The sequence below is a fragment of the Methylobacterium trifolii genome (assembly GCF_022179685.1).
Taxonomy (GTDB): Bacteria; Pseudomonadota; Alphaproteobacteria; order Rhizobiales; family Beijerinckiaceae; genus Methylobacterium; species Methylobacterium trifolii.
Genome location: NZ_BPRB01000182.1, coordinates 1 through 24,106, shown reverse-complemented (window position 1 = coordinate 24,106; position 24,106 = coordinate 1). Strand labels below are relative to the sequence as shown.

21 protein-coding genes are annotated in these 24,106 nt (G+C 71.0%); 11 read left to right on the top strand and 10 right to left on the bottom strand.

What is annotated here, in order from left to right; all coding sequences use genetic code 11:
* Positions 1 to 91: 91 nt before the first annotated feature.
* Positions 92 to 652 (bottom strand): L,D-transpeptidase, encoded by a 561-nt coding sequence (locus COGEMETH_RS16105; RefSeq protein WP_238183616.1) that lies wholly within the window; start codon positions 650 to 652, stop codon positions 92 to 94.
* A gap of 302 nt (positions 653 to 954) precedes the next feature.
* On the opposite strand from COGEMETH_RS16105, the gene COGEMETH_RS16100 reads away from it, so the two are divergent.
* The 4 genes from COGEMETH_RS16100 to COGEMETH_RS16085 all read left to right on the top strand — a co-directional run bounded on the left by COGEMETH_RS16100 (position 955) and on the right by COGEMETH_RS16085 (position 6,929).
* Complete coding sequence (locus COGEMETH_RS16100) at positions 955 to 1,338, top strand: hypothetical protein (protein WP_238183615.1); 384 nt, start codon at positions 955 to 957, stop codon at positions 1,336 to 1,338.
* A gap of 325 nt (positions 1,339 to 1,663) precedes the next feature.
* Positions 1,664 to 3,034, top strand: a complete 1,371-nt coding sequence (locus tag COGEMETH_RS16095; RefSeq protein WP_373875380.1) for an efflux RND transporter periplasmic adaptor subunit — start codon at positions 1,664 to 1,666, stop codon at positions 3,032 to 3,034.
* Positions 3,035 to 3,069: 35 nt separating this feature from the next.
* Positions 3,070 to 6,240, top strand: a complete 3,171-nt coding sequence (locus COGEMETH_RS16090; protein WP_238183614.1) for a multidrug efflux RND transporter permease subunit — start codon at positions 3,070 to 3,072, stop codon at positions 6,238 to 6,240.
* Positions 6,241 to 6,371: 131 nt separating this feature from the next.
* Complete coding sequence (locus tag COGEMETH_RS16085) at positions 6,372 to 6,929, top strand: hypothetical protein (protein WP_238183613.1); 558 nt, start codon at positions 6,372 to 6,374, stop codon at positions 6,927 to 6,929.
* A 19-nt stretch (positions 6,930 to 6,948) separates the two neighbouring features.
* Here COGEMETH_RS16085 and COGEMETH_RS16080 read toward each other — a convergent pair whose 3' ends face one another.
* Positions 6,949 to 7,182: a hypothetical protein gene (locus COGEMETH_RS16080; protein ID WP_238183612.1), complete on the bottom strand. Its 234-nt coding sequence runs from the start codon at positions 7,180 to 7,182 to the stop codon at positions 6,949 to 6,951.
* A 505-nt stretch (positions 7,183 to 7,687) separates the two neighbouring features.
* On the opposite strand from COGEMETH_RS16080, the gene COGEMETH_RS16075 reads away from it, so the two are divergent.
* On the top strand, positions 7,688 to 8,719 hold the full coding sequence (locus COGEMETH_RS16075) for an NAD-dependent epimerase/dehydratase family protein (RefSeq protein ID WP_238183611.1): 1,032 nt from the start codon (positions 7,688 to 7,690) through the stop codon (positions 8,717 to 8,719).
* Here COGEMETH_RS16075 and COGEMETH_RS16070 read toward each other — a convergent pair.
* The gene (locus COGEMETH_RS16070; RefSeq protein ID WP_238183610.1) at positions 8,689 to 9,081 is read right to left on the bottom strand and encodes a hypothetical protein; all 393 of its coding nucleotides are present in this window, start codon (positions 9,079 to 9,081) and stop codon (positions 8,689 to 8,691) included. The two genes, COGEMETH_RS16075 and COGEMETH_RS16070, sit on opposite strands and share 31 nt — an antisense overlap.
* A 261-nt stretch (positions 9,082 to 9,342) precedes the next feature.
* On the opposite strand from COGEMETH_RS16070, the gene sseA reads away from it, so the two are divergent.
* Together sseA and COGEMETH_RS16060 are read left to right on the top strand one after the other, a co-directional pair.
* Positions 9,343 to 10,191, top strand: a complete 849-nt coding sequence (gene sseA, locus COGEMETH_RS16065; protein ID WP_238183609.1) for a 3-mercaptopyruvate sulfurtransferase — start codon at positions 9,343 to 9,345, stop codon at positions 10,189 to 10,191.
* Between the two features lie 209 nt (positions 10,192 to 10,400).
* Positions 10,401 to 12,497 carry a carbohydrate porin gene (locus COGEMETH_RS16060; RefSeq protein ID WP_238183608.1) on the top strand — a complete coding sequence of 699 codons (2,097 nt, stop codon included), beginning with the start codon at positions 10,401 to 10,403 and terminating at the stop codon, positions 12,495 to 12,497.
* Between the two features lie 191 nt (positions 12,498 to 12,688).
* Here the strand turns inward: COGEMETH_RS16060 and COGEMETH_RS16055 are convergent, their stop codons facing one another.
* Together COGEMETH_RS16055 and COGEMETH_RS16050 are read right to left on the bottom strand one after the other, a co-directional pair.
* Positions 12,689 to 13,429, bottom strand: coding sequence for a methyltransferase domain-containing protein (locus COGEMETH_RS16055; protein WP_238183607.1), 741 nt, complete (start codon positions 13,427 to 13,429; stop codon positions 12,689 to 12,691).
* Complete coding sequence (locus COGEMETH_RS16050; protein ID WP_238183606.1) at positions 13,426 to 13,809, bottom strand: glyoxalase superfamily protein; 384 nt, start codon at positions 13,807 to 13,809, stop codon at positions 13,426 to 13,428. The genes COGEMETH_RS16055 and COGEMETH_RS16050 overlap by 4 nt, the downstream gene beginning before the upstream one ends.
* Positions 13,810 to 13,919: 110 nt before the next feature.
* Between COGEMETH_RS16050 and trmD the strand changes: the two genes are divergently transcribed.
* Positions 13,920 to 14,663, top strand: a complete 744-nt coding sequence (trmD, locus tag COGEMETH_RS16045) for a tRNA (guanosine(37)-N1)-methyltransferase TrmD (RefSeq protein ID WP_238183605.1) — start codon at positions 13,920 to 13,922, stop codon at positions 14,661 to 14,663.
* 253 nt (positions 14,664 to 14,916) lie between these two features.
* Here trmD and COGEMETH_RS16040 read toward each other — a convergent pair whose 3' ends face one another.
* Positions 14,917 to 15,114 (bottom strand): hypothetical protein, encoded by a 198-nt coding sequence (locus COGEMETH_RS16040; RefSeq protein WP_238183604.1) that lies wholly within the window; start codon positions 15,112 to 15,114, stop codon positions 14,917 to 14,919.
* Between the two features lie 187 nt (positions 15,115 to 15,301).
* Here COGEMETH_RS16040 and COGEMETH_RS16035 point away from each other — a divergent pair, with 187 nt between their 5' ends.
* Both COGEMETH_RS16035 and serA read left to right on the top strand, forming a co-directional pair.
* Entirely contained in the window at positions 15,302 to 16,471 is a 1,170-nt protein-coding gene (locus tag COGEMETH_RS16035) for a phosphoserine transaminase (protein ID WP_238183603.1), read from the top strand.
* 224 nt (positions 16,472 to 16,695) lie between these two features.
* Positions 16,696 to 18,288 (top strand): phosphoglycerate dehydrogenase, encoded by a 1,593-nt coding sequence (gene serA / locus COGEMETH_RS16030; RefSeq protein WP_238183602.1) that lies wholly within the window; start codon positions 16,696 to 16,698, stop codon positions 18,286 to 18,288.
* A 225-nt stretch (positions 18,289 to 18,513) separates the two neighbouring features.
* Here the strand turns inward: serA and COGEMETH_RS16025 are convergent, their stop codons facing one another.
* From COGEMETH_RS16025 to tesB, 4 genes are all read right to left on the bottom strand, one after another.
* Positions 18,514 to 19,785 carry a porin gene (locus COGEMETH_RS16025; RefSeq protein WP_238183601.1) on the bottom strand — a complete coding sequence of 424 codons (1,272 nt, stop codon included), beginning with the start codon at positions 19,783 to 19,785 and terminating at the stop codon, positions 18,514 to 18,516.
* A 384-nt stretch (positions 19,786 to 20,169) separates the two neighbouring features.
* Positions 20,170 to 21,672, bottom strand: a complete 1,503-nt coding sequence (locus tag COGEMETH_RS16020; protein WP_238183600.1) for an ammonium transporter — start codon at positions 21,670 to 21,672, stop codon at positions 20,170 to 20,172.
* A gap of 83 nt (positions 21,673 to 21,755) precedes the next feature.
* Complete coding sequence (locus COGEMETH_RS16015; protein ID WP_150962513.1) at positions 21,756 to 22,094, bottom strand: P-II family nitrogen regulator; 339 nt, start codon at positions 22,092 to 22,094, stop codon at positions 21,756 to 21,758.
* A gap of 339 nt (positions 22,095 to 22,433) precedes the next feature.
* Entirely contained in the window at positions 22,434 to 23,297 is an 864-nt protein-coding gene (tesB, locus tag COGEMETH_RS16010; protein WP_238183599.1) for an acyl-CoA thioesterase II, read from the bottom strand.
* 257 nt (positions 23,298 to 23,554) lie between these two features.
* On the opposite strand from tesB, the gene COGEMETH_RS16005 reads away from it, so the two are divergent.
* On the top strand, positions 23,555 to 24,106 hold a 552-nt coding region (locus tag COGEMETH_RS16005), incomplete at its 3' end, for a Rossmann-fold NAD(P)-binding domain-containing protein (RefSeq protein WP_507762997.1).

Below are 24,106 nucleotides of genomic sequence, written 5' to 3'. Positions count from 1 at the left end.
TTCATAACACGCTCTAGGTTCGTTCATCTCATGCTCTGTGTTGCGGCCTTGTCGCGAAGGCCCAAAGCCGCAACAGCTTGTGGGTCGCGGCTCAGTCGCGCACCACCACCTTCGTGCCGACGCGGGCCCGGTCGTAGAGGTCGACCACGTCCTTGTTGGTCATGCGGATGCAGCCGGAGGACACGGCCGCGCCCATGGTCTCGGGCTCGTTCGAGCCGTGGATGCGGTAGAGCGTGGAGCCGAGATAGAGGGCCCGCGCCCCGAGCGGGTTGTCCTGGCCGCCGGCCATGTAGCGCGGCAGGTCCGGGCGTCGGGCGAGCATCTGCGCCGGCGGGCGCCAGGCCGGCCATTCCTTCTTCATCGTCACCGTCTTGGTGCCGGACCAGGAGAAGCCCTGGCGCCCGACGCCGACCCCGTAGCGGACCGCCTCCCCGCCGGGCAGCACGTAGTAGAGCCGGCGCTGGCGCGTCGAGACCACGATGGTGCCGGGCTTCTCCGCCCCCTTCCAGGCCACCGTGTCGCGGGGGATCGCCTGGGTGCGGAAGACGTTGAGGAAGTCGGCGATCGGCCCGGAATCCAGGGGGTTGGCCCCGGCGGGGCCGGCGCCCAGAGCGAGCCCGGCGGCGACGAGGGCCGCGAAACGCTTCGACATGGTGTCCTCCTGGATGCCCGTGTTCGTCCGGGCCGTGGCATCGTCGGCCGCCGGGACCGGGCTCGATGACCATTGCTTGGCGGCGGCGATGGGGCGGTCAACCGCCGCGAGGACGGTGCCGCCGCGCCTGTGGGATTTTCGCGACACCCTCGCCCGCGACGAGAGCGGGATCGGCGTCGGCGGATCGCGAAATGGTTCCATCCGGACGGCCGCGGCATGGCTGACAGAGTGTCGCAGGCGATTGCGCTGCGGTGCGGCAAGCCCCTACTCTGGTAACCGTGACACCGTTTCCGACACCAGACATGGCCCGCCGCGAGGCCGCCCTCGGCGACCATGCGCTCGCCGTGCTGATGGCCGGCCTCGTGACCCTGGCCCTGTTCCTGCTCACCGGCCTGCCCGAGGCGCGGCCCGGCGGCCTGGCCTCGCGGCACACCGGCAGCGGTCTCGTCCTCGCCGCCGGGCCGCGCGCGGCCGCGACGGTCGCGGATGCGGGCCGCCGCCTTCCCCGCGCCGCCCTCGTGACGGTCGCCGAGGCCGACGATCCGGCTGGCGAACCGCGGGCGGCGGCGCCCGCATGCGTGCCCGTCCCGCAGAGGCGTGCCGCCGCCTGTATCCGCCCGGCGGCCGACGGCCCCCTGCCCGCGCCGGCCGGCCGCCTTCCCGAACGGCCGCCCCGCCTCGCCTGAGCCGACCGTGCGGTTCGCGAAGGACGCCGAGCCGCCGCGGCCTGCGCGGCCCGTCTCGGGATCGACACGATGATCCCTGATAGGATGCCGCCGAAGGGGCCGCCCGCCGCGCTCGGCCGGGGGACGCAGCCTGCGTGACCGCCCGGTTCGTGGCCGGCGCGCGACGCGAGCCCTCGAACACGACACCCGGACGGCCGTCCGCGACCGACGCGCGGCCCTCCCCGATGACGCATGCTGCAGGAGCGCAGTCACCGTGACCTCCCATTCCCTTCCGGGCAAGATTCTTCCGGGCAAGACTCTGCCGGCCGGACGCCTGCGGCTCGCGATCACCTGGCCGGCCTCCCTGGCGGTGGGCGCCGTCCTGGTCGCCCTCTCCGCCTGCAACCAGAAGCAGGCCGCCGCCCCCGTGCCGCCCCCGCCGCCGGAGGTGAGCGTCGTCACGGTCCAGCCCCAGGCCATCCCCTACGTCCGCGACCTGCCCGGCCGCGTCGCGCCGATGCGGATCGCCGAGGTGCGCTCCCGCGTCTCCGGCCTCGTGGTCAAGCGGCTGTTCGAGCAGGGCAGCCAGGTCAAGGAGGGCGACGTCCTCTACAAGATCGACCCGGCCCCCTACGAGGTCGAGCTGATGAGTGCGGAGGCCGCGCTCGCCCGCCAGGAGGCGGCCCTGGTGCTGGCCAACCAGCAGGCCGACCGGCTGGAGACCCTGCTCTCGCGCCAGACCGCGAGCCAGGCGCAGTTCGACACGGCGTTCGCCGGCAAGAAGCAGGCGGAGGCCGAGGTCGCCGGTGCCAAGGCCACCCGCGACCGGGCCAGGCTCAACCTGAGCTGGACCGACGTGCGCGCCCCGATCTCCGGCCGCATCGGCCGGGCGCTGCTGACGGAGGGCACCCTGATCGAGTCCGGCACCACCGGGGTGCTCGCCACGATCCAGCAGCTCGATCCGATCTACGTGGACATCACCCAGTCGGTGGGCGAGCTGAACAAGCTGCGCCGGGACCTCGCCAGCGGCGAACTCTCGCGGCTGGAGCACGACTCGGCCAACGTCCACCTGATCATGGACGACGGCGCCCTCTACCCGATGGCCGGACGGTTGCTGTTCTCGGACGTGACCGCCGACCCGAGCACGGGGCAGGTGACCTTGCGCGTGCAGATCCCCAACCCGCACGACGAGCTGTTCCCCGGCATGTACGTGCGGGCGCGGATCAAGCAGGGCATCGATTCCGACGCCATCGCCGTGCCGCAGCAGTCGATCCAGCGCACCAACGACGGCAAGGCCGAGGTCTGGGTGGTCAAGGAGGGCGACAAGGTCGTGCTCCAGCCCGTCGAGGTCGGCCCCGTCGTCGGCCAGAACTGGCTGATCCGCGACGGCCTGAAGGCGGGCGAGCGAGTCGTCGTCGAGGGCTTCCAGAAGATCAGCGCGGGCGTGCAGGTGAGGCCCATCGACCAGACCCCGCCGGCCGAGCACGCCGCCCTCAAGCACGATGCCGACGAGGCGGCGGAGATCGACGCGAGGAGGGCCGAGACCAGGGCGGCGGCCGAGGCCAGGGCCGTGGTGGAGAAGGCGGCCGAGGGCAAGGCGGCCGGGAAGGTCATCGACGCCAAGGCGACCGGGAAGCCGACCGAGAAGGCGACCGAGAAGGCTGCGGACGCCAAGGCCGCCGACGCCAAGGCTCCGGCAGTGCCCCGCACCCGCTGACGCTCCCCGTCCCGACAGGCTGACCCGGAACTCCCATGGCACGCTTCTTCATCGACCGGCCGGTCTTCGCCTGGGTCGTCGCGCTCTTCATCTGCCTGGGCGGGGCGCTCGCGATCCCGATGCTGCCGGTGGCGCAGTACCCGGTGATCGCCCCGCCCTCGATCGCGCTCTCGACGGCCTTTCCCGGGGCCTCGGTGGAGAGCCTCTACACCGGCACCACCCGCCTCATCGAGGACGAGCTGAACGGGGCGGCCAACATCATGAGCTTCGAGTCGACCACCGACTCGTTCGGCTCGATCAACATCACCGCCACCTTCCTGCCCGGCACCGACCCGGCGCTCGCCTCCGTCGAGGTGCAGAACCGCCTCAAGCGCGTCGAGGCCCGCCTGCCCGCGGAGGTGCGCCAGCAGGGCATCCTGGTGGAGGAGGCCTCGGCCGCGACGCTGAACATCGTCACCCTGGTCTCCACTGACGGGAAGATGGACGAGATCGGGCTCGGCGACTTCCTGATCCGCAACGTCATCAACGAGATCCGGCGCGTGCCGGGGGTCGGGCGGGCCACCCTCTACTCGACGGAGCGGTCCCTGCGCGTCTGGGTCGACCCGGACAAGCTGCGCGGCCTGTCGCTGTCCCCCGAGGACGTGACGCAGGCGATCCGCAACCAGAACATCCAGATCGCCTCCGGCGCGGTCGGCGCCCAGCCGAGCCCGGTCAAGCACGCGGTGTTCGCGCCGATCATCGTCAAGGGCCAGCTCAACACCGTCGAGGATTTCGGCGCGATCGTGCTGCGGGCCAATTCCGACGGCTCGAACGTGCGCCTGCGCGACGTCTCCCGGATCGAGCTCGGCGGCGACGCCTACCAGTTCTCCACCCGGCTGAACGGCGGGCAGGCCGCCGGCATCTCGGTGACGCTCGCCCCGGACGGCAACGCGCTGGAGACCGCCAAGGCCATCCGCGCCAAGATGGAGGAGCTGTCGCAGTTCTTCCCCCCCGGCCTGAAGTGGGACATCCCCTACGACATCACGCCCGCCGTGAAGGCCTCGATCGAGAAGGTGCTGCACACCCTGGTCGAGGCGGTGGTGCTGGTCTTCGTCGTGATGTTCCTGTTCCTGCAGAACATCCGCTACACCCTGATCCCGACCATCGTCGTGCCCATCGCCCTGATGGGCACGGTCACGGTGATGCTGCTCGCGGGCTTCTCCATCAACGTGCTCACCATGTTCGGCATGGTGCTGGCCATCGGCATCCTCGTGGACGACGCCATCGTCGTGGTCGAGAACGTCGAGCGCATCATGAACGAGGAGGGGCTGCCGCCGAAGGAGGCGACGGCCAAGGCCATGGACCAGATCACGGGGGCGATCATCGGCATCACCCTGGTGCTGATCGCGGTGTTCATCCCGATGGCGTTCTTCCCCGGCTCGGTCGGCATCATCTACCGCCAGTTCTCGATCGCGATGGTGACCTCCATCGCCTTCTCGGCGCTGCTGGCCCTCTCCCTCACGCCGGCGCTCTGCGCCACGCTGCTCAAGCCCGTCGAGAAGGGCCACGCCCACGCCAAGGGCGGGGTGTTCGGCTGGTTCAACCGGATCGTGGACCGGGAGACCGCCCGCTACGGCCGCGGCACGGCCTGGTTCATCAGGAAGTCCGGCCGGATGATGCTGGTCTACCTCGCCCTGGTCGCGGGCGTGGCCTTCGCCTTCCTGCGCCTGCCCGAAGGCTTCCTGCCGGTGGAGGACCAGGGCTTCTTCACCGTCGACATCCAGACGCCGCCCGGTGCCTCCTTCAACCGGACGCAGGATGCCGTGCGCAAGGTGGAGGAGCACCTGCTGGCCCAACAGGGCGTTGCCACCGTGACGATGCTGAACGGCTTCTCGTTCTCCGGCCAGGGGCCGAACCTGAGCCAGGCCTTCGTGACCCTGAAGCCCTGGTCAGAGCGTGACGCCGCCAACTCCGCCGCCGCCCTGGTGGCCAGCACCAACACGGCGCTCGCCGGCTATCGCGACGCGATCATCGACGCGCAGGAACCGCCGCCGGTGGACAACCTCGGCAACGCGGCGGGCTTCTCGTTCCGCCTCCAGGACCGGGCGCAGAGGGGCTACTCGGCGCTCACCGCCGCCGAGGCGCAGCTGCTGGCGCTCGCCAAGAAGAGCCCCGTCCTGCAGAAGATGAAGGTCGAGGGCCTGCCGCCCACGCCGCAGGCGGAACTCGTGATCGACCGCGAGAAGGCCGCCGCGCTCGGCGTCAAGTTCGAGGACATCAACGCCGCGATCCAGGTCAACCTCGGCTCGGTCTACACCAACGACTTCCCCAACCAGGGCAAGATGCAGCGCGTCTACGTCCAGGCCGAGCAGCTCCAGCGCATGCAGGCGACCGACCTGCTGAACTACGCCGTGAAGAACGCGCAGGGCACGATGGTACCGCTCTCCTCTTTCGCGGACCTGAAATGGGGCATGGGTCCGAGCCAGATCGTCGGCTTCAACGGCTACCAGTCGGTCCGCTTCACCGGCGAGCCGAACCCCGGCTACACCTCGGGCGACGCGATCGCCGAAATGGAGCGGCTGATGCAGCAGTTGCCCAAGGGCTTCGGCTACGCCTGGACCGGCCAGTCGCTCCAGGAGAAGCTGGCCGGCTCACAGGCCGCGCTCCTGCTGGCGCTCTCGGTGCTGATCGTGTTCCTGTGCCTGGCCGCCCTCTACGAGAGCTGGGCGATCCCGTTCTCGGTGCTGCTGGTGATCCCGCTCGGCGTGGTCGGCTCGGTGGCGGCGGTGTACCTGCGCGGCCTGCCCAACGACGTCTACTTCAAGATCGGCCTGATCACGATCATCGGCCTCTCGGCCAAGAACGCCATCCTGATCGTGGAGTTCGCGAAAGACCTTTGGAAGCCCGGGACCTCGATCGTCAAGGCGACGATCGAGGCGGCCACGCTGCGCTTCCGCCCGATCGTGATGACCTCGCTGGCCTTCATCTTCGGCGTGGTGCCCCTGGCCATCGCCACCGGGGCGGCCTCCAAGAGCCAGCAGGCCATCGGCACGGGGGTAATGGGCGGCATGATCTCGGCCACCGTCCTGGCCGTGTTCTTCGTGCCCGTGTTCTTCGTCGTGGTGATGCGCCTGTTCCGGCGCAAGGACGTGGAGGCGGGCGAGGGCGCCGGGGCGGAGCCGGACACGGTCCACGCGCCCGACCCGCACCGGGTGCCGGCGGAGTAGGCGTCGCGGACGGACGGGCGCACCGCGACGATCGTCGGGGATGTGCGTGGACGCGACACCGGGTTGTCGTTAGGATTTTCCCGGTCGCGGCCCAGGCGTGTCATCGCCCGCGTGGCCGTGGGAGAATCCTCATGCCGGTCGGAGCGCGTCGCAGTCTCGTGGGCGCCGTGTTGCTGGGGCTCGCCCTCGGCCCGGCGCAGGGGCAGCCGGCACCGGGCGGGGCCTGGACCGATCCGCCGGCCCGCGCGCCCGTAGCGAACCCGGCCCCCGCCACGCCGCCGGGCCGGACCGAGACGCCGGCCAGGCAGGTCGAAGCCCCCCCTGCGCCGGAGCCCATCGTGCGGACCGAGGCGTCGGCGCCCGGGCGCGGCCTTCGCCAGCGGACGGCCGTGCGCCCGCAACGCCGCATCGTCGCGAGGGTGGCCGTCCTGCCGCGCCCGCGGCGGGTCGCCGCCGTTCCGCATCGGGCGGCGGCGTCCCGCGTGGCGCGCTACGAGCGCTACGCCGCGCCCTATCCGGTCGGCCGCGTCGCCGCGCCGGAAGACGGCTACGGCGACGAGCGGCTCGGCCGCCTGCGCGCCGCGACGGAGGCGGGCTACATCGTCATGCGCCGACGCTCGGTCGAATTCCCGGACGGGCGTTCGCTGCGCATCTACCGGCCGGTCGAGGACGGATACGATCCGTTCTGAGCCGCGGCCGCGCGCGCGTTCAGCGGAGGCGGCCGGGCCGGGCGGGCTCGAAGACGATGCGGCGGTGGAAGGCGCACCAGCTCTTGCCGTCGGCGACCGGCGCGCCGCAGCACACCGCCCGGTCGTTGGGCTCGCCGATGATGAACTTGCAGACGAAGGCGCCCGACTGCGCGAACGGCACGCGCAAGTCTGCCGAGGGCTCCTTGATGGTCTCGGCATCGCCGATCTGGGACATGCGGACGAGTTGGTTCATCGCACTGAAAGCTCGCGAATCTGAAAGCAGGCACGGGCCGCGGCCCGGCAGTATGAAAGGATGTCGGCACCGACCATGTGCGGGCCGCCGCCCTGCCCCACCGCGTTCCGTGGGACCGGGAGCCGACCCGCCCGACACCGATTCGGGATCGGCACGGTGGTGTCATCGTATTGTTGTAACTGGTCTTATCGCCCGCGAAAACAAGTCCGGCCCACGCCGGGCGCCCCTGCGCACAGAGAATGCGGCCCCCGTGAACGGCCGCCGCGAGAGCCGGGCCGCGCGGGGCAAGACTGTCTCCGGCCTCGCCAAGACTGAAGGCGGCCGCCGCTCGATTGTCGATCCCGCTGATCTGTCGGCCCGGCGCCCCGTCCCCCGCCGCCGCCTGCGCGCCGCGGGCGCCTGCGTCGGAATCGCGCAGGCGGCCCTGGCCCTGCCTGTCCGTCGTCCTTGAGGCCACGAGGGCACCCGTGTAGTCAGCCACCGGCGACTTTCGGGAAACGGTGCGATGCGCGTCCTCGTCACCGGCTCGGCCGGGTTCATCGGCTACCACCTCTGCCGCCGGCTGCTGGCCGAGGGGCATGCGGTGACCGGCCTCGACGGCTTCTCGGATTACTACGACGTGTCCCTGAAGCGGGCCCGCCATGCCGGGCTCGCAGCGCTGCCGGGCTTCGAGGCGGTCGAGGGCCGACTGGAGGCGCCGGGCCTGCTGGGCGACCTCCTCGGGCGCACGAGGCCCGACATCGTGGTCCACCTCGCCGCCCAGGCGGGCGTGCGCTACAGCCTGGAGAACCCGCAGGCCTATGCGGACGCCAACCTCATCGGCAGCTTCAACCTGCTGGAGGCCGTGCGCGCCCACCCCGTGCGCCACCTGCTCCTGGCCTCCACCAGTTCGGCCTACGGCGGCAACACCGCCCTGCCCTTCCGCGAGACCGACCGGGCGGTGAGCCCGCTCACCCTCTACGCCGCCTCGAAGCTCGCCATGGAGGCGATGGCGCATTCCTACGCCCACCTCTTCGCCGTCCCGACCACGGCCTTCCGCTTCTTCACCGTCTACGGCCCCTGGGGCCGGCCGGACATGGCCCTGTTCCTGTTCACCCGGAAGATCCTGGGCGGCGAGCCGATCGAGGTGTTCTCCGGCGGCACGGCCGAGCGCGACTTCACCTATGTCGGCGACCTGGTGGAGGCGGTGCGCCGCCTGATCGACGTGCCCCCGCCGCCGACCGGCCTGCGCGCCGAGGGCGGCCAGGATTTCGACACCCTGAGCGGCTGCGCGCCCTACCGTCTCGTCAACATCGGCGGCGGCCGGCCGGTGCGCCTCGACGCGATGATCGACGAACTGGAGCGGGCCCTCGGGCGCAAGGCCGTGCGGATCGCAAAGCCCCTGCCGCCGGGCGACGTGGCCCGCACCCACGCCAGCACCGAGCTGCTGCGCCACCTCGTCGGCGCGGTGCCGGAAACCCCCCTCTCGGTGGGCATCCCCGCCTTCGTCGCGTGGTACGGGGGCTATTACGGATCGCGCGGCTTGGGCGCGGGATAGGTCCGCAGCAGCCGGTCCAGCGCCCTGGCATCCACCTTGGCCAGAGCGTCGAGGGCGTCCCGCGCCTCGACCGCCGCGTCCGCCTTGCGGCGGTCCTTCACCTTCGCCACCCGCTCCGCGACTTTCCGGAGGGCCTTGATCTCCTCCTCGTCGCGGCCGTGCGCCAGCACCAGGACCGCGTCGGTCAGGAGGCCGATCTGGCGGCCGAAGCTCGCCACGTCGCTGACCACCTCCCGCTCGATGGCCGGGTTGCCGGCATAGGTCACGGAGACCTGCTGGTTCAGGAACGGCGCGAAGGCCTGCGTCACGTCCCCGAAGAGCGGGCTGAACGACGGCCAGGGTGCGGAGACCGGGAACGGCATGGGGTGCCTGCGCGCGGGACCGGGACGGTCGCCGACCGCACCGGTATAGCCTCGAATGCGCCGGCTCGCGGCGCGACGACTGAGTTTATCCGTCACGACAGCTCGGTTGGCAATCGATGCAAGTCTTCGATCGCCATGAATTCTGCCCGGACAGGCAAGTCCGTCCGTCGCGCCGCCCGCCGCCCGCGGGCGTGCAAGCCCCGGCCGGATATGGTTGACTGGCAGCCATCCTCGAACCCCACGGGACACGGAAAGCAAGCAATGGCGGCATCGCCCCTCGTCACGCCGGACTGGCTGCACCAGCGCCTCACGGCCCCCGACATCGTGGTCCTCGACGCCTCCTGGTACCTGCCCGCCGCCGGCCGCGATCCGGAGGCCGAGTTCCGGGCCGCCCACATCCCGAATGCCGTCCGTTTCGACATCGACGCCATGAACGACGAGGGCTCGTCCCTGCCGCACATGCTGCCGCGGCCGGAGGTGTTCGCCTCGCGGATGCGCGCCTTGGGCATCGGCGACGGCATGCAGATCGTGGTCTATGACGGCCAGGGCCTGTTCTCGGCCCCCCGCGCCTGGTGGATGCTGCGCACCTTCGGCGTCCGCGACGCCCTCGTCCTCGACGGCGGCCTGCCGGCCTGGGTCGCGGCGGGCTTCCCCACCGAGGACGGAGACCCGCGCCCCCGCACGCGACGCCACTTCACCGCCCGCCTCGACAACGGCGCGGTCGCCGATGCCGGCGACGTGGTCCGCGTGCTCGCGTCCGGCTCGGCCCAGGTGGTGGACGCGCGCTCGGGCCCGCGCTTCCGCGGCGAGGAGACGGAGCCGCGCCCCGGCGTGCGCCCCGGCCACATGCCCGGCGCCCTGAACCTCCACTACGCCGCCCTCCAGACGGAGGGCCGGCTCAAGGGGCCGGAGGACCTGCGCAAGGTGCTTGCCGAGAACGGCGTCGACCCCGACCGGCCGGTCGTCACCACCTGCGGCTCGGGCGTGACCGCGGCCATCGTGGCGCTCGCGCTGGAGACCCTGGATCGCCCGGCCCGCGCCCTCTACGACGGCTCCTGGGCGGAATGGGGGGCCGACACCAGCCGCCCCGTGGCGACCGGGCCGGCCTGAGCCCCAGGTCGCGTCAGCTCAAGGCGTCCCGTCATCGTCCCGTCATCGCCGGCGGGGCATTTTTGCAACGCGCTGGCGGCGAATGCCGGCGGCGTGTCCCAGCCGATTGTCAGCATTATAGCATTTGCTATATCTCGTCGCGGATCGAGGGCGGAGGCTGGCGGGTGGTGCGGGAGAACGGCGGGAACGACAGGCGCGGGCGGTGCCCTGTGAGGGCGGCCGGATGGGCAGCCGGATTCCTCGCAATCCTGCCGCTGGGCGTCTCAGCTGCCGACCTCGCCGCGCCGCGTGCCGGCCTGCCCGCCTTCGTGGACTGGTCGGGGGGCTATGTCGGCCTCCAGGGCAGCGCCGGCGCCTCCTTCGGCGCCCTCGGCTTCGGCCCGACGACGATCGGCGGCCGTTCGGTCCCCGCCTTCAAGACCGGAGACGCCACCGGCCGCTCGGACCTCAGCCGCGAGGCGACCACCGCGGTGGGCGGCGTGTTCGGCGGCTGGAACTGGCAGACGGGGCCGTGGCTCTACGGCGTGGAAGCCGACCTCACCGGCGCCAACCTCAAGCGGCCGGTGCCCTCGACGGCGCCCGGCTTCGGCTACGAGGGCATCGATCCGCCCTTCGGCCTGATCCGGGCCAAGACCGATCTCTACGGCAGCCTGCGCGGCCGGCTCGGCTACAGCTTCGAGCGCACCCTCGTCTACGCCACCTTCGGGCTGGCCGGCGCCGACACGCGGTTCCTTTCCACCTACCCCGACCTCGCCACCGGCCTCTCGGCGACCGCGCGGACGGACAGGGCCTATCTCGGCTTCACCCTCGGCGCCGGGGTGCAGTACGCGATCACCGAGAACCTCGCCCTGGGGCTCGACTACCGCTACATCGACCTCGGCGACAGCGGCCGCTTCGGCCTCGGCGCGGTGCCCGGCCCCCTCGGCGGCCCGGTCTCGACGCGCGCCCACCTCACGTCGAACCAGATGATGGCGCGCCTGTCCTGGTATCCGGTTGGCCTGCAGCTGCCGGCCGAGGCAGACGAGGCCGCCCCGCACGACCCCGACAACGGCGACACCGGCCGGTTCTCGCTCCACGGCCAGACCACCTTCGTGAACCAGGGCGTGCCGGGCTTCCGCTCGCCCTATCTCGGCCCGGCCAGCCTCGTGCCGCGCCAGGCCCAGGCCACGACCACGGCCACCGCCTTCATCGGCTTCAAGCTGATGGAGGGCACCGAGATCTACTACAACCCCGAGTTCAGCCAGGGCTTCGGCCTCTCGCGCACGCTCGGCGTCGCCGGCTTCGTCAACGGCGAGGCGCAGAAGGCCGGCGCGCCCTTCCCCAAATTGCGCTCCAACCGCTACTTCCTGCGCCAGACCTTCGGCCTGGGCGGCGAGACCGAGGACGTGCCGGACGGCCCCAACCAGGTCGCGACCCGGCGCGACGTGGAGCGGATCACGGTGGTGGCCGGCAAGTTCGCCCTGGGGGACTTCTTCGACGGCAACGTCTACGCCCACGACCCCCGCGTCGACTTCATGAACTGGTCCCTGTGGGGCGCCTCGGCCTGGGACTTCCCGGCCAACCTCCCCGGATTCACCCAGGGCGTCTACGTCGAGTACAACCGCAAGGAGTTCGCGGTCCGCGCCGCCTACACGCAGGTGCCCAAGGAGCCGTCGAGCGACGTGCTCGACCCCCGCGTCTTCGACCGGGGCGGGGCCGTGATCGAGTTCGAGGAGCGCCACGTCCTGCCCCTCCTCGACCGGCCCGGCCGGGTCCGGCTCGGCGCCTTCAGCAACGTCGGCAACACCGCCAACTACCGGGAGGTGGTGGCGCTGACCCAGGGCGGCCTCTTCGCCGACATCAACGACGCGGCAGCCAGCACCCGCCGCCCACGCCGCAAGAGCGGGTTCTACGCCAACCTGGAACAGGCGGTCGCCGACGACCTCGGAATCTTCGCCCGCGCGAGCTTTTCGGACGGGCGCAACGAGAGCCTGTCCTTCACTGACATCGACAGCAGCCTGTCCGGCGGCCTCTCCCTGAAGGGCGCGCGCTGGGACAGGCCCGGCGACACGGTGGGCCTCGGCGCCACCATGAACGGCCTCTCGCCCGCCCACCGCGCCTACTTCGCCAATGGCGGCCTCGGGCTGCTGATCGGCGACGGGCGCCTCAACTACGCCCCCGAGCGGGCGCTGGAGGCCTACTACGCCCTGGGCCTCACCAAGGCCGTGACCCTGACCTTCGACTACCAGTTCGTGGTCAACCCCGCCTACAACCGCGACCGCGGCCCCGCCAACTTCTTCGGCACCCGCCTCCACGCCGACTTCTAGTTTTTTCGCCTTCGCGCCCGTTCGACTCAAGCAATCCCGACAGATCCCTCATCCTGAGATGCTGCGAAGCAGCCTCGAAGGCGGCCTCCAGGGATCACCGAGATGTCTGGAGGCCTCCGTCATAGCTTCCACTGCGTGGAAGCACGTCAGGATGAGGGATGTGTCGGGATGAGCCATTCGGTGGAGAACCCTCAGGGCGCCTTTGGAGCCGACCGGGTCGTCGCGTCGGCGCAGGCGCGGATCGAGCCCGGCGCGGGGCGCCTGTCGGGCGCGGGCGCCTCGAAGATCGCCAGGTAGCCCACGCCGCCGTCGAGGACCGAGAAGCCGGTCTCGCGGTAGCCGGAAGCCGAAAGTTCGCAGCGCAGCAGCGCCGGGGGCGTGCCGTGGCGCGAGGGGATGTCGTCGGCATCCACGATCCCGACCCGGCCCCCCGGCTTCATCGCGGCGGCGAGGTTGTGGAGCAGGCCGTAGGGCTGGCCGATCTCGTGGTACATGTGCACCAGGATCGCCGCATCCACCGAGGCCGGCTCCAGGCGCGGGTCGTGCGGCTCGCCCCGGACCACGGTGACGTTGCCCAAGCCCGCCTTGCGCACCCGCCGCTCCAGGTCGGCGAGGTAGGCCGGCGTCACGTCCTGCCCGAGCACCCGGCCGTGCGGGCCGACCAGCGGGCTCAGACGGGTGACGTAGTAGCCGCTGCCCGCCCCGATGTCGGCCACCGTCTCCCCTGGCGCGATCCGCATCAGCCGGGCGACCTGCCCGAATTCGTCGGCCGCCTCGCGGTCCTTCTCCAGGGCCCATTGCGCGGCCACGATCTCGGCCACGGGCCGGTCTGGCTTCGGGAACGCCCCGGCCGGGGCGCCGCGGAGCCCGAGCGGTTCGGCCGCATAGGCCGATGCCGTCAGGACGAGGAGGGCGAGGAGGGATCGGATCATGCGCTTGCCCGGGTGTCCTGCTCGCAGAAGCGGATGCGGTTGCCGAACGGGTCGGTCACCTCCATCACCAGGCCCCAGGGCAACGCTTCGATGCCGGGCCGGAGGGAGGCGTAGCCCCTGCCCGCGATCTCCTGGTGGTAGGCGCGCACGCCCAGCATGGTCACGAAGGCGTTCGAGCCGGGCGTGGCGTCCCCGTGATGCTCGCTCAGGTGCAGCCGCAGGCCCGCGCGCGAGACCTGCATGTAGAGGGGGAAGCCCTCGCCGAAGCGGTGCTCCCAATCCACGCCGAGCCCGAAGAAGCCGACATAGAAGGCCCGCGCCTTCTCCACGTCGAAGATCCGCAGGATGGGCGCCGTGCCCGTGAAGGCGATCCCCGACATGCCGTCTCCCGGTTCCGGCGGCAGGGTAGGATGCCGGGCTCCCGCCGGGCAAGGCGGCCTTTGACCGCGCCGAGCCTCGCGCGCCATCGAGCGCCATGCCATCAAGCGCCATGACGCACGCGGTTCGGCCCTGGCGGGCCACGATCCTCACCCTCTACCCCGAGATGTTTCCCGGCCCCCTCGGCCTGTCCCTGTCGGGAGATGCCCTGGCGCGGGGCGACTGGTCGCTGGAGGCCCGCAACATCCGCGAGCACGGCCTCGGGCGCCATCGCAACGTGGACGACAACCCGGCCGGCGGCGGGGCCGGCATGGTGCTGCGCTGCGACGTGCTCGCCGCCGCGATCGACGCCGCATCAGGGGCCGGCGACGAGCGCCCGCGCCTGCTGATGTCGCCGCGGGGCAAGCCCCTGACGCAGGCGCGGGTACGGGCGCTGTGCGCGGGGCCGGGCCTCGTCGTGGTCTGCGGCCGGTTCGAGGGGGTGGACGAGCGGGTGATCGCGGGCCGCGCCCTGGAGGAGGTCTCGATCGGCGACTACGTGCTCTCGGGCGGCGAGATCGCGGCGCTCACCCTGCTCGACGCCTGCGTGCGGCTGCTGCCCGGCGTGATGGGCAAGGCGGAATCGGGCGTCGAGGAGAGCTTCGAGGCCGGCCGCCTGGAATATCCGCACTACACGAGGCCGCGCGAATGGGAGGGCCGCGCCATCCCGGAGGTGCTCACCGGCGGCAACCACGGGGCCATCGCCCGCTGGCGCCGGACCGAGGCCGACCGGATCACGGCCGAGCGGCGGCCGGACCTGCTCGGTGCCGCTAAGCATCATTCCGCGAAGTGTCCCACGGTTCGCGGGACGAAATGATGCGTCATCAAGACGATCCCAGCAGGGTGGCGTGTGCGAAGCCAGACCACCCTGCTGAGGGTCAAGGCAACAGCGGGTTGAGCAGCGGTGCCATGGCGAGGCCGAGCCCGAACACCACCATGACCATGCGGCGGAACTGATGATCCGTGACCATGCCGGCCTCCCGAGTTGTGCGTCGGGGGAGCTGTAGCGGTGCCGTTTTTCCGGAGGATTGCGTCGCGGCCGTGAAATGTTGCGTCGCCCCGGCCCGGGTTCAGGCCGCCTCCATCTCGATGACGGGGCCGCCGGTCTCGTAGAACGCGTCCTCCCGCTGCAGGGCCGGCTCGGCCGGGCGTCGCCGGCCCGGCGGCAGGAAGCGGGGTGCCGCCGCGATCAGCACGACGAAGAGGACGGCCCAGGCCGCCAGCAGCAGGGCGTCGTCGGGAAACATCGGGTCGACCTCACGCAGCACGGATGGCCACGCTCGCAGGTCAGGCTTAACCGGCGGTTGCGGGTGCGCCCGCCGACCTGTCCCGCGGGCACGGGCATCGAGGGCCGGCACTGTGTCCGGGGACTTGCGTCCGGGCGCGGTTGGGCGCATTGGCGACCACGGGACACTCCTCCCCAACGAGGAGCGCCCATCTGTAAGGATGGACCACATGACGAGCCGACCCGCCGCGCGCCCGCGCGTGCCCAATTTCTCGTCCGGCCCCTGCGCCAAGCGCCCCGGCTGGACTCCCGCCGCCCTCGCCGACGCGGCGCTCGGCCGCTCGCACCGCTCTCCGCTGGGCAAGGCCAAGCTCAAGCAGGCGATCGACCTGACGCGCGAGGTCCTGCGCGTGCCGGCCGACTACCGCATCGGCATCGTCCCCGCCTCCGACACCGGCGCCGTCGAGATGGCGATGTGGACCCTGCTCGGGCCCAAGACCGTCGAGGTCGCGGCCTGGGAGGCCTTCGGCTCCGAATGGGTTACGGACGCCCTCAAGCAGCTCAAGATCAGCCCCCGCATCCACCAGACGCCCTACGGCGTGCTGCCGGACCTGTCGGCGATCGACACCAAGCACAACGACGTGGTCTTCACCTGGAACGGCACCGCCGCCGGGGTGAAGGTGCCCAACGGCGACTGGATCGCGGCCGACCGCGAGGGCCTGACGATCTGCGACGCCACCTCGGCCGCGTTCGCGCAGCCGATGGACTGGGACAAGCTCGATGTCGTGACCTTCTCCTGGCAGAAGGTGATGGGCGGCGAGGCCGCGCACGGCATGCTCGTCCTCTCCCCCCGCGCGGTGGCGCGCCTGGAGAGCCACGTCCCGGCGTGGCCGCTGCCGAAGGTGTTCCGCCTGACCAAGGGCGGCAAGCTCATCGAGGGCATCTTCTCCGGCGACACCATCAACACCCCCTCCATGCTCGCGGTGGAGGACTACCTCGACACCCTGCGCTGGGCCGGGCAGATCGGCGGCCTCGACGCGCTCCACGCCCGGGCCGATGCCAACGCGTCCGTGATCCACGACTGGGTGGCGCGCACCCCCTGGATCGCCAACCTCGCCGTCGACCCGGCCACTTGGTCGAACACCGGCGTCTGCTTGGTGATCGCCGACGCCGACGTGCTGGCCAAGGGCGACGCCGTGGTGGCGCGCGTCGCCAAGGGCATCGTCGAGACCCTGGAGCGCGAGGGCGTCGCCCTCGACGTGGGCGCCTACCGCGACGCGCCCGCGGGCCTGCGCATCTGGTGCGGCGGCACGGTGGAGCGCGCCGACCTCGAGGCGCTGGTCCCGTGGCTCGACTGGGCCTTCGCCCAGGAGAAGGCCAAGCTCGCCCAGGCCGCCTGAGCACGTTTCCCTTTCCCCTCTTCGGGCTACCGGATTCACACATCCGGCGACGCTGGCGGACGCGGCGCGGATCCCCTCTCCCGCACGGGAGAGGGGCCGCCCAGCCCTTCGATCGACCGTTTCGGTCTCGCCGTGCCGAGATGCGTGAATCCGGTAGCCCGTAGTGGGGTGAGTGGCGGCGCGCGTCCCGATCGAACACCCGTTCCTCCGAGCCCGAGGCCGCCATGCCCGCTCCCAAAGTCCTGATCTCCGACGCGCTGTCCGACGCCGCGGTCCAGATCTTCCGCGATCGCGGGATCGAGGCGGACTTCCGGCCCGACCTCGGCAAGGACAAGGAGGCACTGGCCGCGATCATTGGCGGTTACGACGGCCTGGCCATCCGCTCCGCCACCCGGGTCACGCCGAAGCTGCTGGCGGCGGCCCCCCGCCTCAAGGTGATCGGGCGTGCCGGCATCGGCGTCGACAACGTCGACGTGCCGGCCGCCACCGCCCGGGGCGTGATCGTGATGAACACGCCCTTCGGCAACGCCATCACCACGGCCGAGCACGCCATCGCCCTGATGTTCGCGCTCGCCCGCCAGATCCCCCAGGCCGACGCATCGACGCAAGGAGGCCGCTGGGAGAAGAACCGCTTCCTCGGGGTCGAACTGACGGGCAAGACCCTGGGGGTGATCGGCTGCGGCAACATCGGCGCGATCGTGGCCGACCGGGCCATCGGCCTGAAGCTCAAGGTCGTGGCCTACGATCCCTTCCTCTCGCCGGAGCGGGCCGTCGCCATCGGGGTCGAGAAGGTCGAGCTCGACGCGCTGCTGGCGCGAGCCGACCTCATCACCCTCCACGTCCCGATGACGGACAAGACCCGCAACATCCTCTCGGCCGAGAACCTGGCGAGGGCGAAGCGCGGCGTGCGCATCGTCAACTGCGCCCGCGGCGGCCTCGTGGACGAGGCGGCCCTGCGCGCGGCCCTCGATTCGGGCCACGTGGCGGGCGCGGCCTTCGACGTGTTCGTGACCGAGCCGGCCATCGACAACCCGCTCTTCGGCCACCCGAACGTGGTCTGCACCCCGCATCTGGGCGCCTCGACCGCGGAGGCGCAGGAGAACGTGGCCCTGCAGGTCGCCGAGCAGATGTCGGATTATCTGGTGAGCGGCGCCATCAGCAACGCCGTCAACTTCCCCTCGATCTCGGCCGACGAGGCCCCGCGCCTGAAGCCCTTCGTGGCCTTGGCTGAAAAACTCGGCTCGTTCCTGGGCCAGCTCACGGATGCGGCGGTCACCGGCATCCGCGTCACCTACGAGGGGCAGGTCGCGGGCATGAACACCCGCGCGCTCACGGCCGCCGCGGTGACGGGCGTGCTGCGGCCGTTCCTGCCCGACATCAACATGGTCTCAGGCCCGGCCATCGCCCGCGAGCGCGGCATCGTCGTCGACGAGATCAAGCGCGAGGGCGGCAACGGCGACTACGAGTCGGTGATCCGCATCACGGTGGAGGCCGAGGACATGCCGCGGGATGCAGCAGGCACCGTCTTCCACGACGGCAAGCCGCGGGTGATCGAGATCCGCAGCATCGAGATCGAGGCGCCGTTCGCCCCCCACATGCTCTACGTGCGCAACCACGACAAGCCGGGCTTCGTCGGGCGCTTCGGCAGCGTCCTGGGCGAGGCCGGCGTCAACGTGGCGACGTTCAACCTCGGGCGCGAGGCGGAGGGCGGCAACGCCATCGCCTTCGTCGCCGTGGACGGCCCCGTCTCGGCCGAGGTGCTGGCGCGGATCGAGGCGATCCCGCAGGTCAAGCGGGTGCGGCCCGTCTCGTTCTGAGCCCGGGTCTGCCGAGCCCGGCGGGGCTCGCGTCAGGCGAAGCGGCCGAGCGTCCCGCGATGCCCGGTGCGCAGGGCGTCGAAGGGCAGGCGCGATTTCGAGCGGCCGGCGTCCACGGGACGAGCCGCCACGTGCGAACGCCGACGAAAAAGGGCCCCGGATCGCTCCGGGGCCCCAGATGAAGACCCTCGCCGTGGGGCGAGGGGAAGACTTGTGGTCGTGCGATCAGAAGGTGATGCCCGTCTCGACCATGTAGCGGTCCTGCGAGGTCTTGTTGCCGGCGCGGCCGAAGCCGGTGCCGAGCGTGCCGGCGGCGAGGCTGCCGCGGGTGATGTCGTAGAGCTCGACCCGCGAGTACTCGCCGCGGATGAAGTACTGGCCGAAGGTGAAGGTCGGCGTGACGGTGAAGGAGAGCGCCGAGCTGCCCGGGCCGTAGAGCAGGCTGGTGGTCGGGATCGGGTTGAAGCGGTTGCCGCTCTGGGCGATGTACTCGAAGCGGCCGGCCAGCGCGAAGTTGTCGGTGAAGGCGTAGCTCGCCAGGATCGCGCCGCCGTAGGTGGAGGCGCCGCCGACGATGCCCAGCACCGCGTCGGGATCGACGTTGGTGAACTGGAAGTAGGGGGTCACGATCCACGGACCGGCCGAGTAGGTGTAGTTCACGCTGATGATGCTGCTGTTCTGCAGCGCTTGGGGCGTGGCGTACTGGTAGCGCAGGCTGCGGCCCGAGACGTCGTAGCGGCTGACGCTGGTGCCGCCGTTGATGCCGACCGTGTTCGCGTCGTCGATCTTGTAGGTGATCGCGCCCGTGACCCAGTTGAGTTCGCCCGAGTAGAAGCCGTCGGTTCCGGCCAGCGACACCGACCACGGGCCGTTGGCGTAGTTGACCTGCACGCCCTGGTTGATGACGTTCTCCTGGTTGAACAGGAGGCCGCGGGAGATGTTCAGGTTCTGGAAGGTGAAGGCCAGCTCGGAGCCGATCAGCGTCGGCATGCGGCCGCCCTGGATCGACCAGTCGTCGTTGATCACGTACTTGCCGAACACCACCGGGACGGGGCTGTAGAGCAGGTCCGTCTGGTCGAAGGTGCTGTAGACCGGCAGGCCGAGGCCCGGGATCGTGTAGGCGCCGACCTGGGCGTAGAACTGGAACGGCCCGTCCGCCTTCTGGATGAAGGCCTGGAGGTTGGAGAAGTCGACCCGGCCGGCGCGGTCGCTGGGGAGCGGGGCCGCGGAGAAGGGGAACTGGTTGGTCTGGGTGTAGGCGTAGCCGGTCACCGCGCCGCCGACGTAGATGTCGCCGATGCCGCCGATGGTGAAGCAGGCGGGGTTCGGGTTCTGCTTGATGACGCCGCCGAAGGACGGGAACGTGATCGGGGCCTTGCAATGCTCCGGAACCGGAACGGGCACGACCTTGGAGGGAAGGTCTGCGGCCTGCGCATAGCCCGCGGCCATCGTGGCGAGGGTCGCCGCGGCGGCTCGCAGAATCAGTTTCGAAGTCATCGGTCGAGCCCCTTGTTTTCTTGTATGGTCAAGGTGTCGAATTCGACCGTGCAGCGCAAAACGAACTTTCGGGCAAATGCCTATTTGCTGAGCAAACCGGGCGCCTGCGGGGCCATGCCTCCGATCTGTTGCAGCAGCACCACAATCGCCGCGGCCGGCAGACTGGGATTTCACGGCTCGGCCAGCCGAATCCTTGATCGGTCTTAACGATTGCACGCCGAGACGCGCGATCGATCACGCGCTGCGACCGCCCGACCCGAATCATTCCAACCTGCACCGATCCTTCGGCGGGGCGCGATCCTTCGGGGGGCTTCTGGTGGCCGAAACGGGAAGGGCCCCGGCGCATCGCGCCGGGGCCCTTCGTCGGGACGCGTTCGCCGCGGATCAGTAGTTGTAGGCGCGCTCTCCGTGATCGGCGATGTCGAGGCCCTCGCGCTCCTCCTCCTGCGTCACCCGCAGGCCGATCGTCCAGTCGATCAGCTTGTAGAGGATGGCCGAGCCGACGCCCGACCAGAGCAGGGTCAGGCCGACGGCCTCCGCCTGCACGATGACCTGGCTCATCATGTCGTAGGCGCCGACCACCATCTCGCCGGGCTTGGTGGAGTAGTCGGGGATGCCGACGCCGCCGAGCCGCGGATCGACCAGGATGCCGGTCGCGAGCGCCCCGAGGATGCCGCCGACGCAGTGCACGCCGAAGACGTCGAGGGAGTCGTCGTAGCCGAGGGCGTTCTTCACCGTCGAGCACATGACGAAGCAGACCACGCCGGCCACGAGGCCGAGCACGATCGAGCCCATCGGGCCGGCAAAGCCCGAGGCCGGGGTGACGGCCACGAGGCCGGCGATCGCCCCCGAGAGCATGCCGAGCAGCGACGGCTTGCCCTTCAGGGCCCATTCCGCGAACAGCCAGGCCACCGCCGCCGCCGCCGTGGCGACGAAGGTGTTGAGCATGGCGAGCGCGGCGGTGCCGTTCGACTCGAGGTTGGAGCCGGCGTTGAAGCCGAACCAGCCGACCCAGAGCAGCGAGGCGCCGATCATGGTCATGGTCAGGGAGTGCGGGGCGAGCAGGTCGCGGCCGTAGCCGATGCGCTTGCCCAGGATCAGGCAGCCGACGAAGCCGGCGATGCCCGCGTTGATGTGCACCACGGTGCCGCCGGCGAAGTCGAGGGCGCCCTTCTTGAACAGGAAGCCCGCATCCGCGTTCACGGCGTCGAGCGCGGCCTGCGCGGTGGCCTTGGAGGCGTCGTCGGTGGCCATGGCCAGAGCCTTGGCGGCGTTGCCGACCGCGTCCGGGCCGCCCCAGTACCAGACCATGTGGGCCATCGGGAAGTAGATCAGCGTGACCCAGAGGATCATGAACACGACGAGCGCCGAGAACTTCATCCGCTCGGCGAAGGCGCCGACGATGAGGGCCGGGGTGATCATCGCGAACGTCATCTGGAAGCAGATGTAGACGTATTCGGGGATCACGACGCCGTTGGAGAAGGTGGCGACGGTGGAATTCGCGTCGACGCCCTTGAGGAACGCTTTCGAGAAGCCGCCGACGAAGTCGTTGAGGCCGCCGCCGTTGGTGAAGGCGAGGCTGTAGCCGTAGAACACCCACAGCAGGCAGACGATCGATACGATGCCGAAGACCTGCGTCAGCACCGAGAGCATGTTCTTGGTGCGCACGAGGCCGCCGTAGAACAGGGCCAGGCCCGGCACGCTCATCATCAGCACGAGGGCCGAGGAGATCAGCATCCAGGCGGTGTCGCCCTTGTTGGGCACGGGCGCGGCGACGGCCGCCGGCGCGGCCTCCGGTACGGGCGTCTGCGCGAGGGACGGCTCGATCAGGAGGAGGGCGAGCGCCGCCCCTCCCAACCCGAGCGTGATGGCATTGCGAAGTTTCATGGACACGAGACTCCCGGTCGCGGTGCTGTCAGGATGTTGTCGAAAGGATTCTTGCAGGCCCGGACCCGCCGGGCGCATCGCCTCTAGAGGGCGTCGGCGTCGGTCTCGCCCGTCCGGATGCGCACCGCCTTCTCCAGCGGCATCACGAAGATCTTGCCGTCGCCGATCTGGCCGGTGCGGGCCGCGCCCGCGATCGCGTCGATGACGCTGCTGGTCAGGTCGGCCGCTACGGCGACCTCGATCTTGAGCTTGGGCAGGAAGCTGACGGCGTACTCGGCGCCGCGGTAGATCTCGGTGTGGCCCTTCTGGCGGCCGTAACCCTTGACCTCGGTGACCGTCAGGCCGTGCACGCCGATGCCGGTCAAGGCGTCGCGCACCTCTTCCAGCTTGAACGGCTTGATGATGGCCATCACGATTTTCATGGGCGGCGCCCCCTGTATCCGTTGGAACCGTCGGTCTGCGCCGTCCGCGGCGTGGCGAGTCGGTCCGGGTGAGCCCGCGGGATGCGAAGGACGGCCCCCACGGTCGGGCCGGGCCATACAAAGACTATGCCAGCGAAGCTTGGGCGGGGAACTTTTCGCTGCATCGCGAAAATGCCTACGCACTAGACGCGAGGCCGTGCGATGCCGGGCCTCGACGCGCCCGATTCGCGGGGCGAATGGCGCATAAATAGGCGGTCTGGTGCGTTTGAGGGCAGAACGTCCGGTTGCCGCGGCCGCCAACCCGCGACTGCGACCGCGGAACAGGCAGTTCCCGAGCCGCTAGCGGGTCTTCGGGCGGATCAGGCCCTCCTGCGCCACCGAGGCGACGAGGTTGCCCTGGCGGTCGAAGATCTGGCCGCGGGCGAAGCCGCGGGCTCCGCCGGCGGCCGGGCTGTCCTGGGCGTAGAGCAGCCAGTCGTCCGCCCGGAACGGCCTGTGCAGCCAGAGGGCGTGGTCGAGGCTGGCGGACTGGATCTCCGGATCGAACACCGAGCGGCCGTGAGCGATGAGCGAGGCGTCGAGGAGCGTCATGTCGGAGGCGTAGGCCAGCACCGCCTGGTGGATCGCCGGATCGTCCGGCAGGGCCGAGGCCGCGCGCAGCCAAACGTTGCAGACGGGCTCCTGCGGGCCGGGTTCCAGGTAGCGCCGCAGGTCCACGGGCTTGAGGACGATGGGCCGCTCGCGGGCGAAGTAGCGGGCGACCGCCGCCGGGATGCCGGGCAGGCCCCTGGCGAGCACGGCCTTCATGTCGGGCAGCGTCTCCGGATCGGGCGCCGCCGGCATCGCGGCCTGATGCAGGAAGCCCGACTCGACCACCTGGTAGGAGATCGTGCTGGCGAAGATCGCCCGCCCGTGCTGGACCGCCTTGACCCGCCGCGTGGTGAAGCTGCCCCCGTCGCGGATGCGCTCGACCTCGTAGACGATCGGCACCTTCGGGTCGCCCCCGAGGAGGAAGTAGGCGTGCAGGGAATGGGGCGGGCGGTCGGCCGGCACCGTCCGGGTGGCGGCCACCAGGGCCTGCGCCACCACCTGCCCGCCGAACACCCGCGGCCAGCTGTTGATCGGGCTCGTGCCGCGGAACAGGTCGGTCTCCAGGCGTTCGAGGTCGAGGAGGGCGAGGAGTTCGGCGACGATGTCGGTCATGAAGGCGCGTCGGTTCCGCTGGGGGCCGAATGTCCGGCAGGCGATGAGCCCGGCTCATCGCCTGCCGCCTGCGCGACGGCGCATCGGCGGGCGTCCGCCGGACGCGCCGATCCCGACGATCGGTCGGGATCGGCGCAGCCAAGCATAAGGTGTCCGACCGGACATAGCATCGCGCCGGCCGCGATCCACGTGACGCCCTGTTGCCCGCGCGGTCGCCGGGTGCCACTTCAAGACCCGTGCCGAGGGACGAGACGACGATGACGGGTTCGATGGGCCGCCCCGGCCGCCGCAGCATGCTCCTGGCCGGGGCCGGAATCCCCGGCCTCGCCCTGGCCCTGGCCCTCAAGCAGGCGCACGGGCCGGCGCTGGCCGTCACGATCTGCGATCCGGGCCTGCCGGCCGGCGCGGCGCGCCACCGGGGCCGGGCCTATGCGGTCGCCGCGGGCGGCCGGCGCATGTTCGAGCGCCTCGGCGTCTGGGACCGGCTCGGGACGGGCTGCGCGGCGATCACCGAGATGGTGGTCAGCGACAGCCGGCTGGCCGACCCGGTCCGCCCGGTCTTCCTCACCTTCGGGCAGGACGAACCCGCAAACGAGGGGCCCTTCGCCCACATGGTCGAAGCCGAGGCCCTGGCCGGGGCGCTGCTCTCCGCCTGCGGCGAGGCGGGGGTGGCCTTCGAGCCCACCGGCATCGCGCGGGCCACACCCGAGGGCGGGACGATCCGGGCCGTGCTCGACGACGGCCGCGTGCTCTCCGCCGCCCTCCTGGTCGCGGCGGACGGCGCCCGCTCCCGCCTGCGGGAGGCGGCG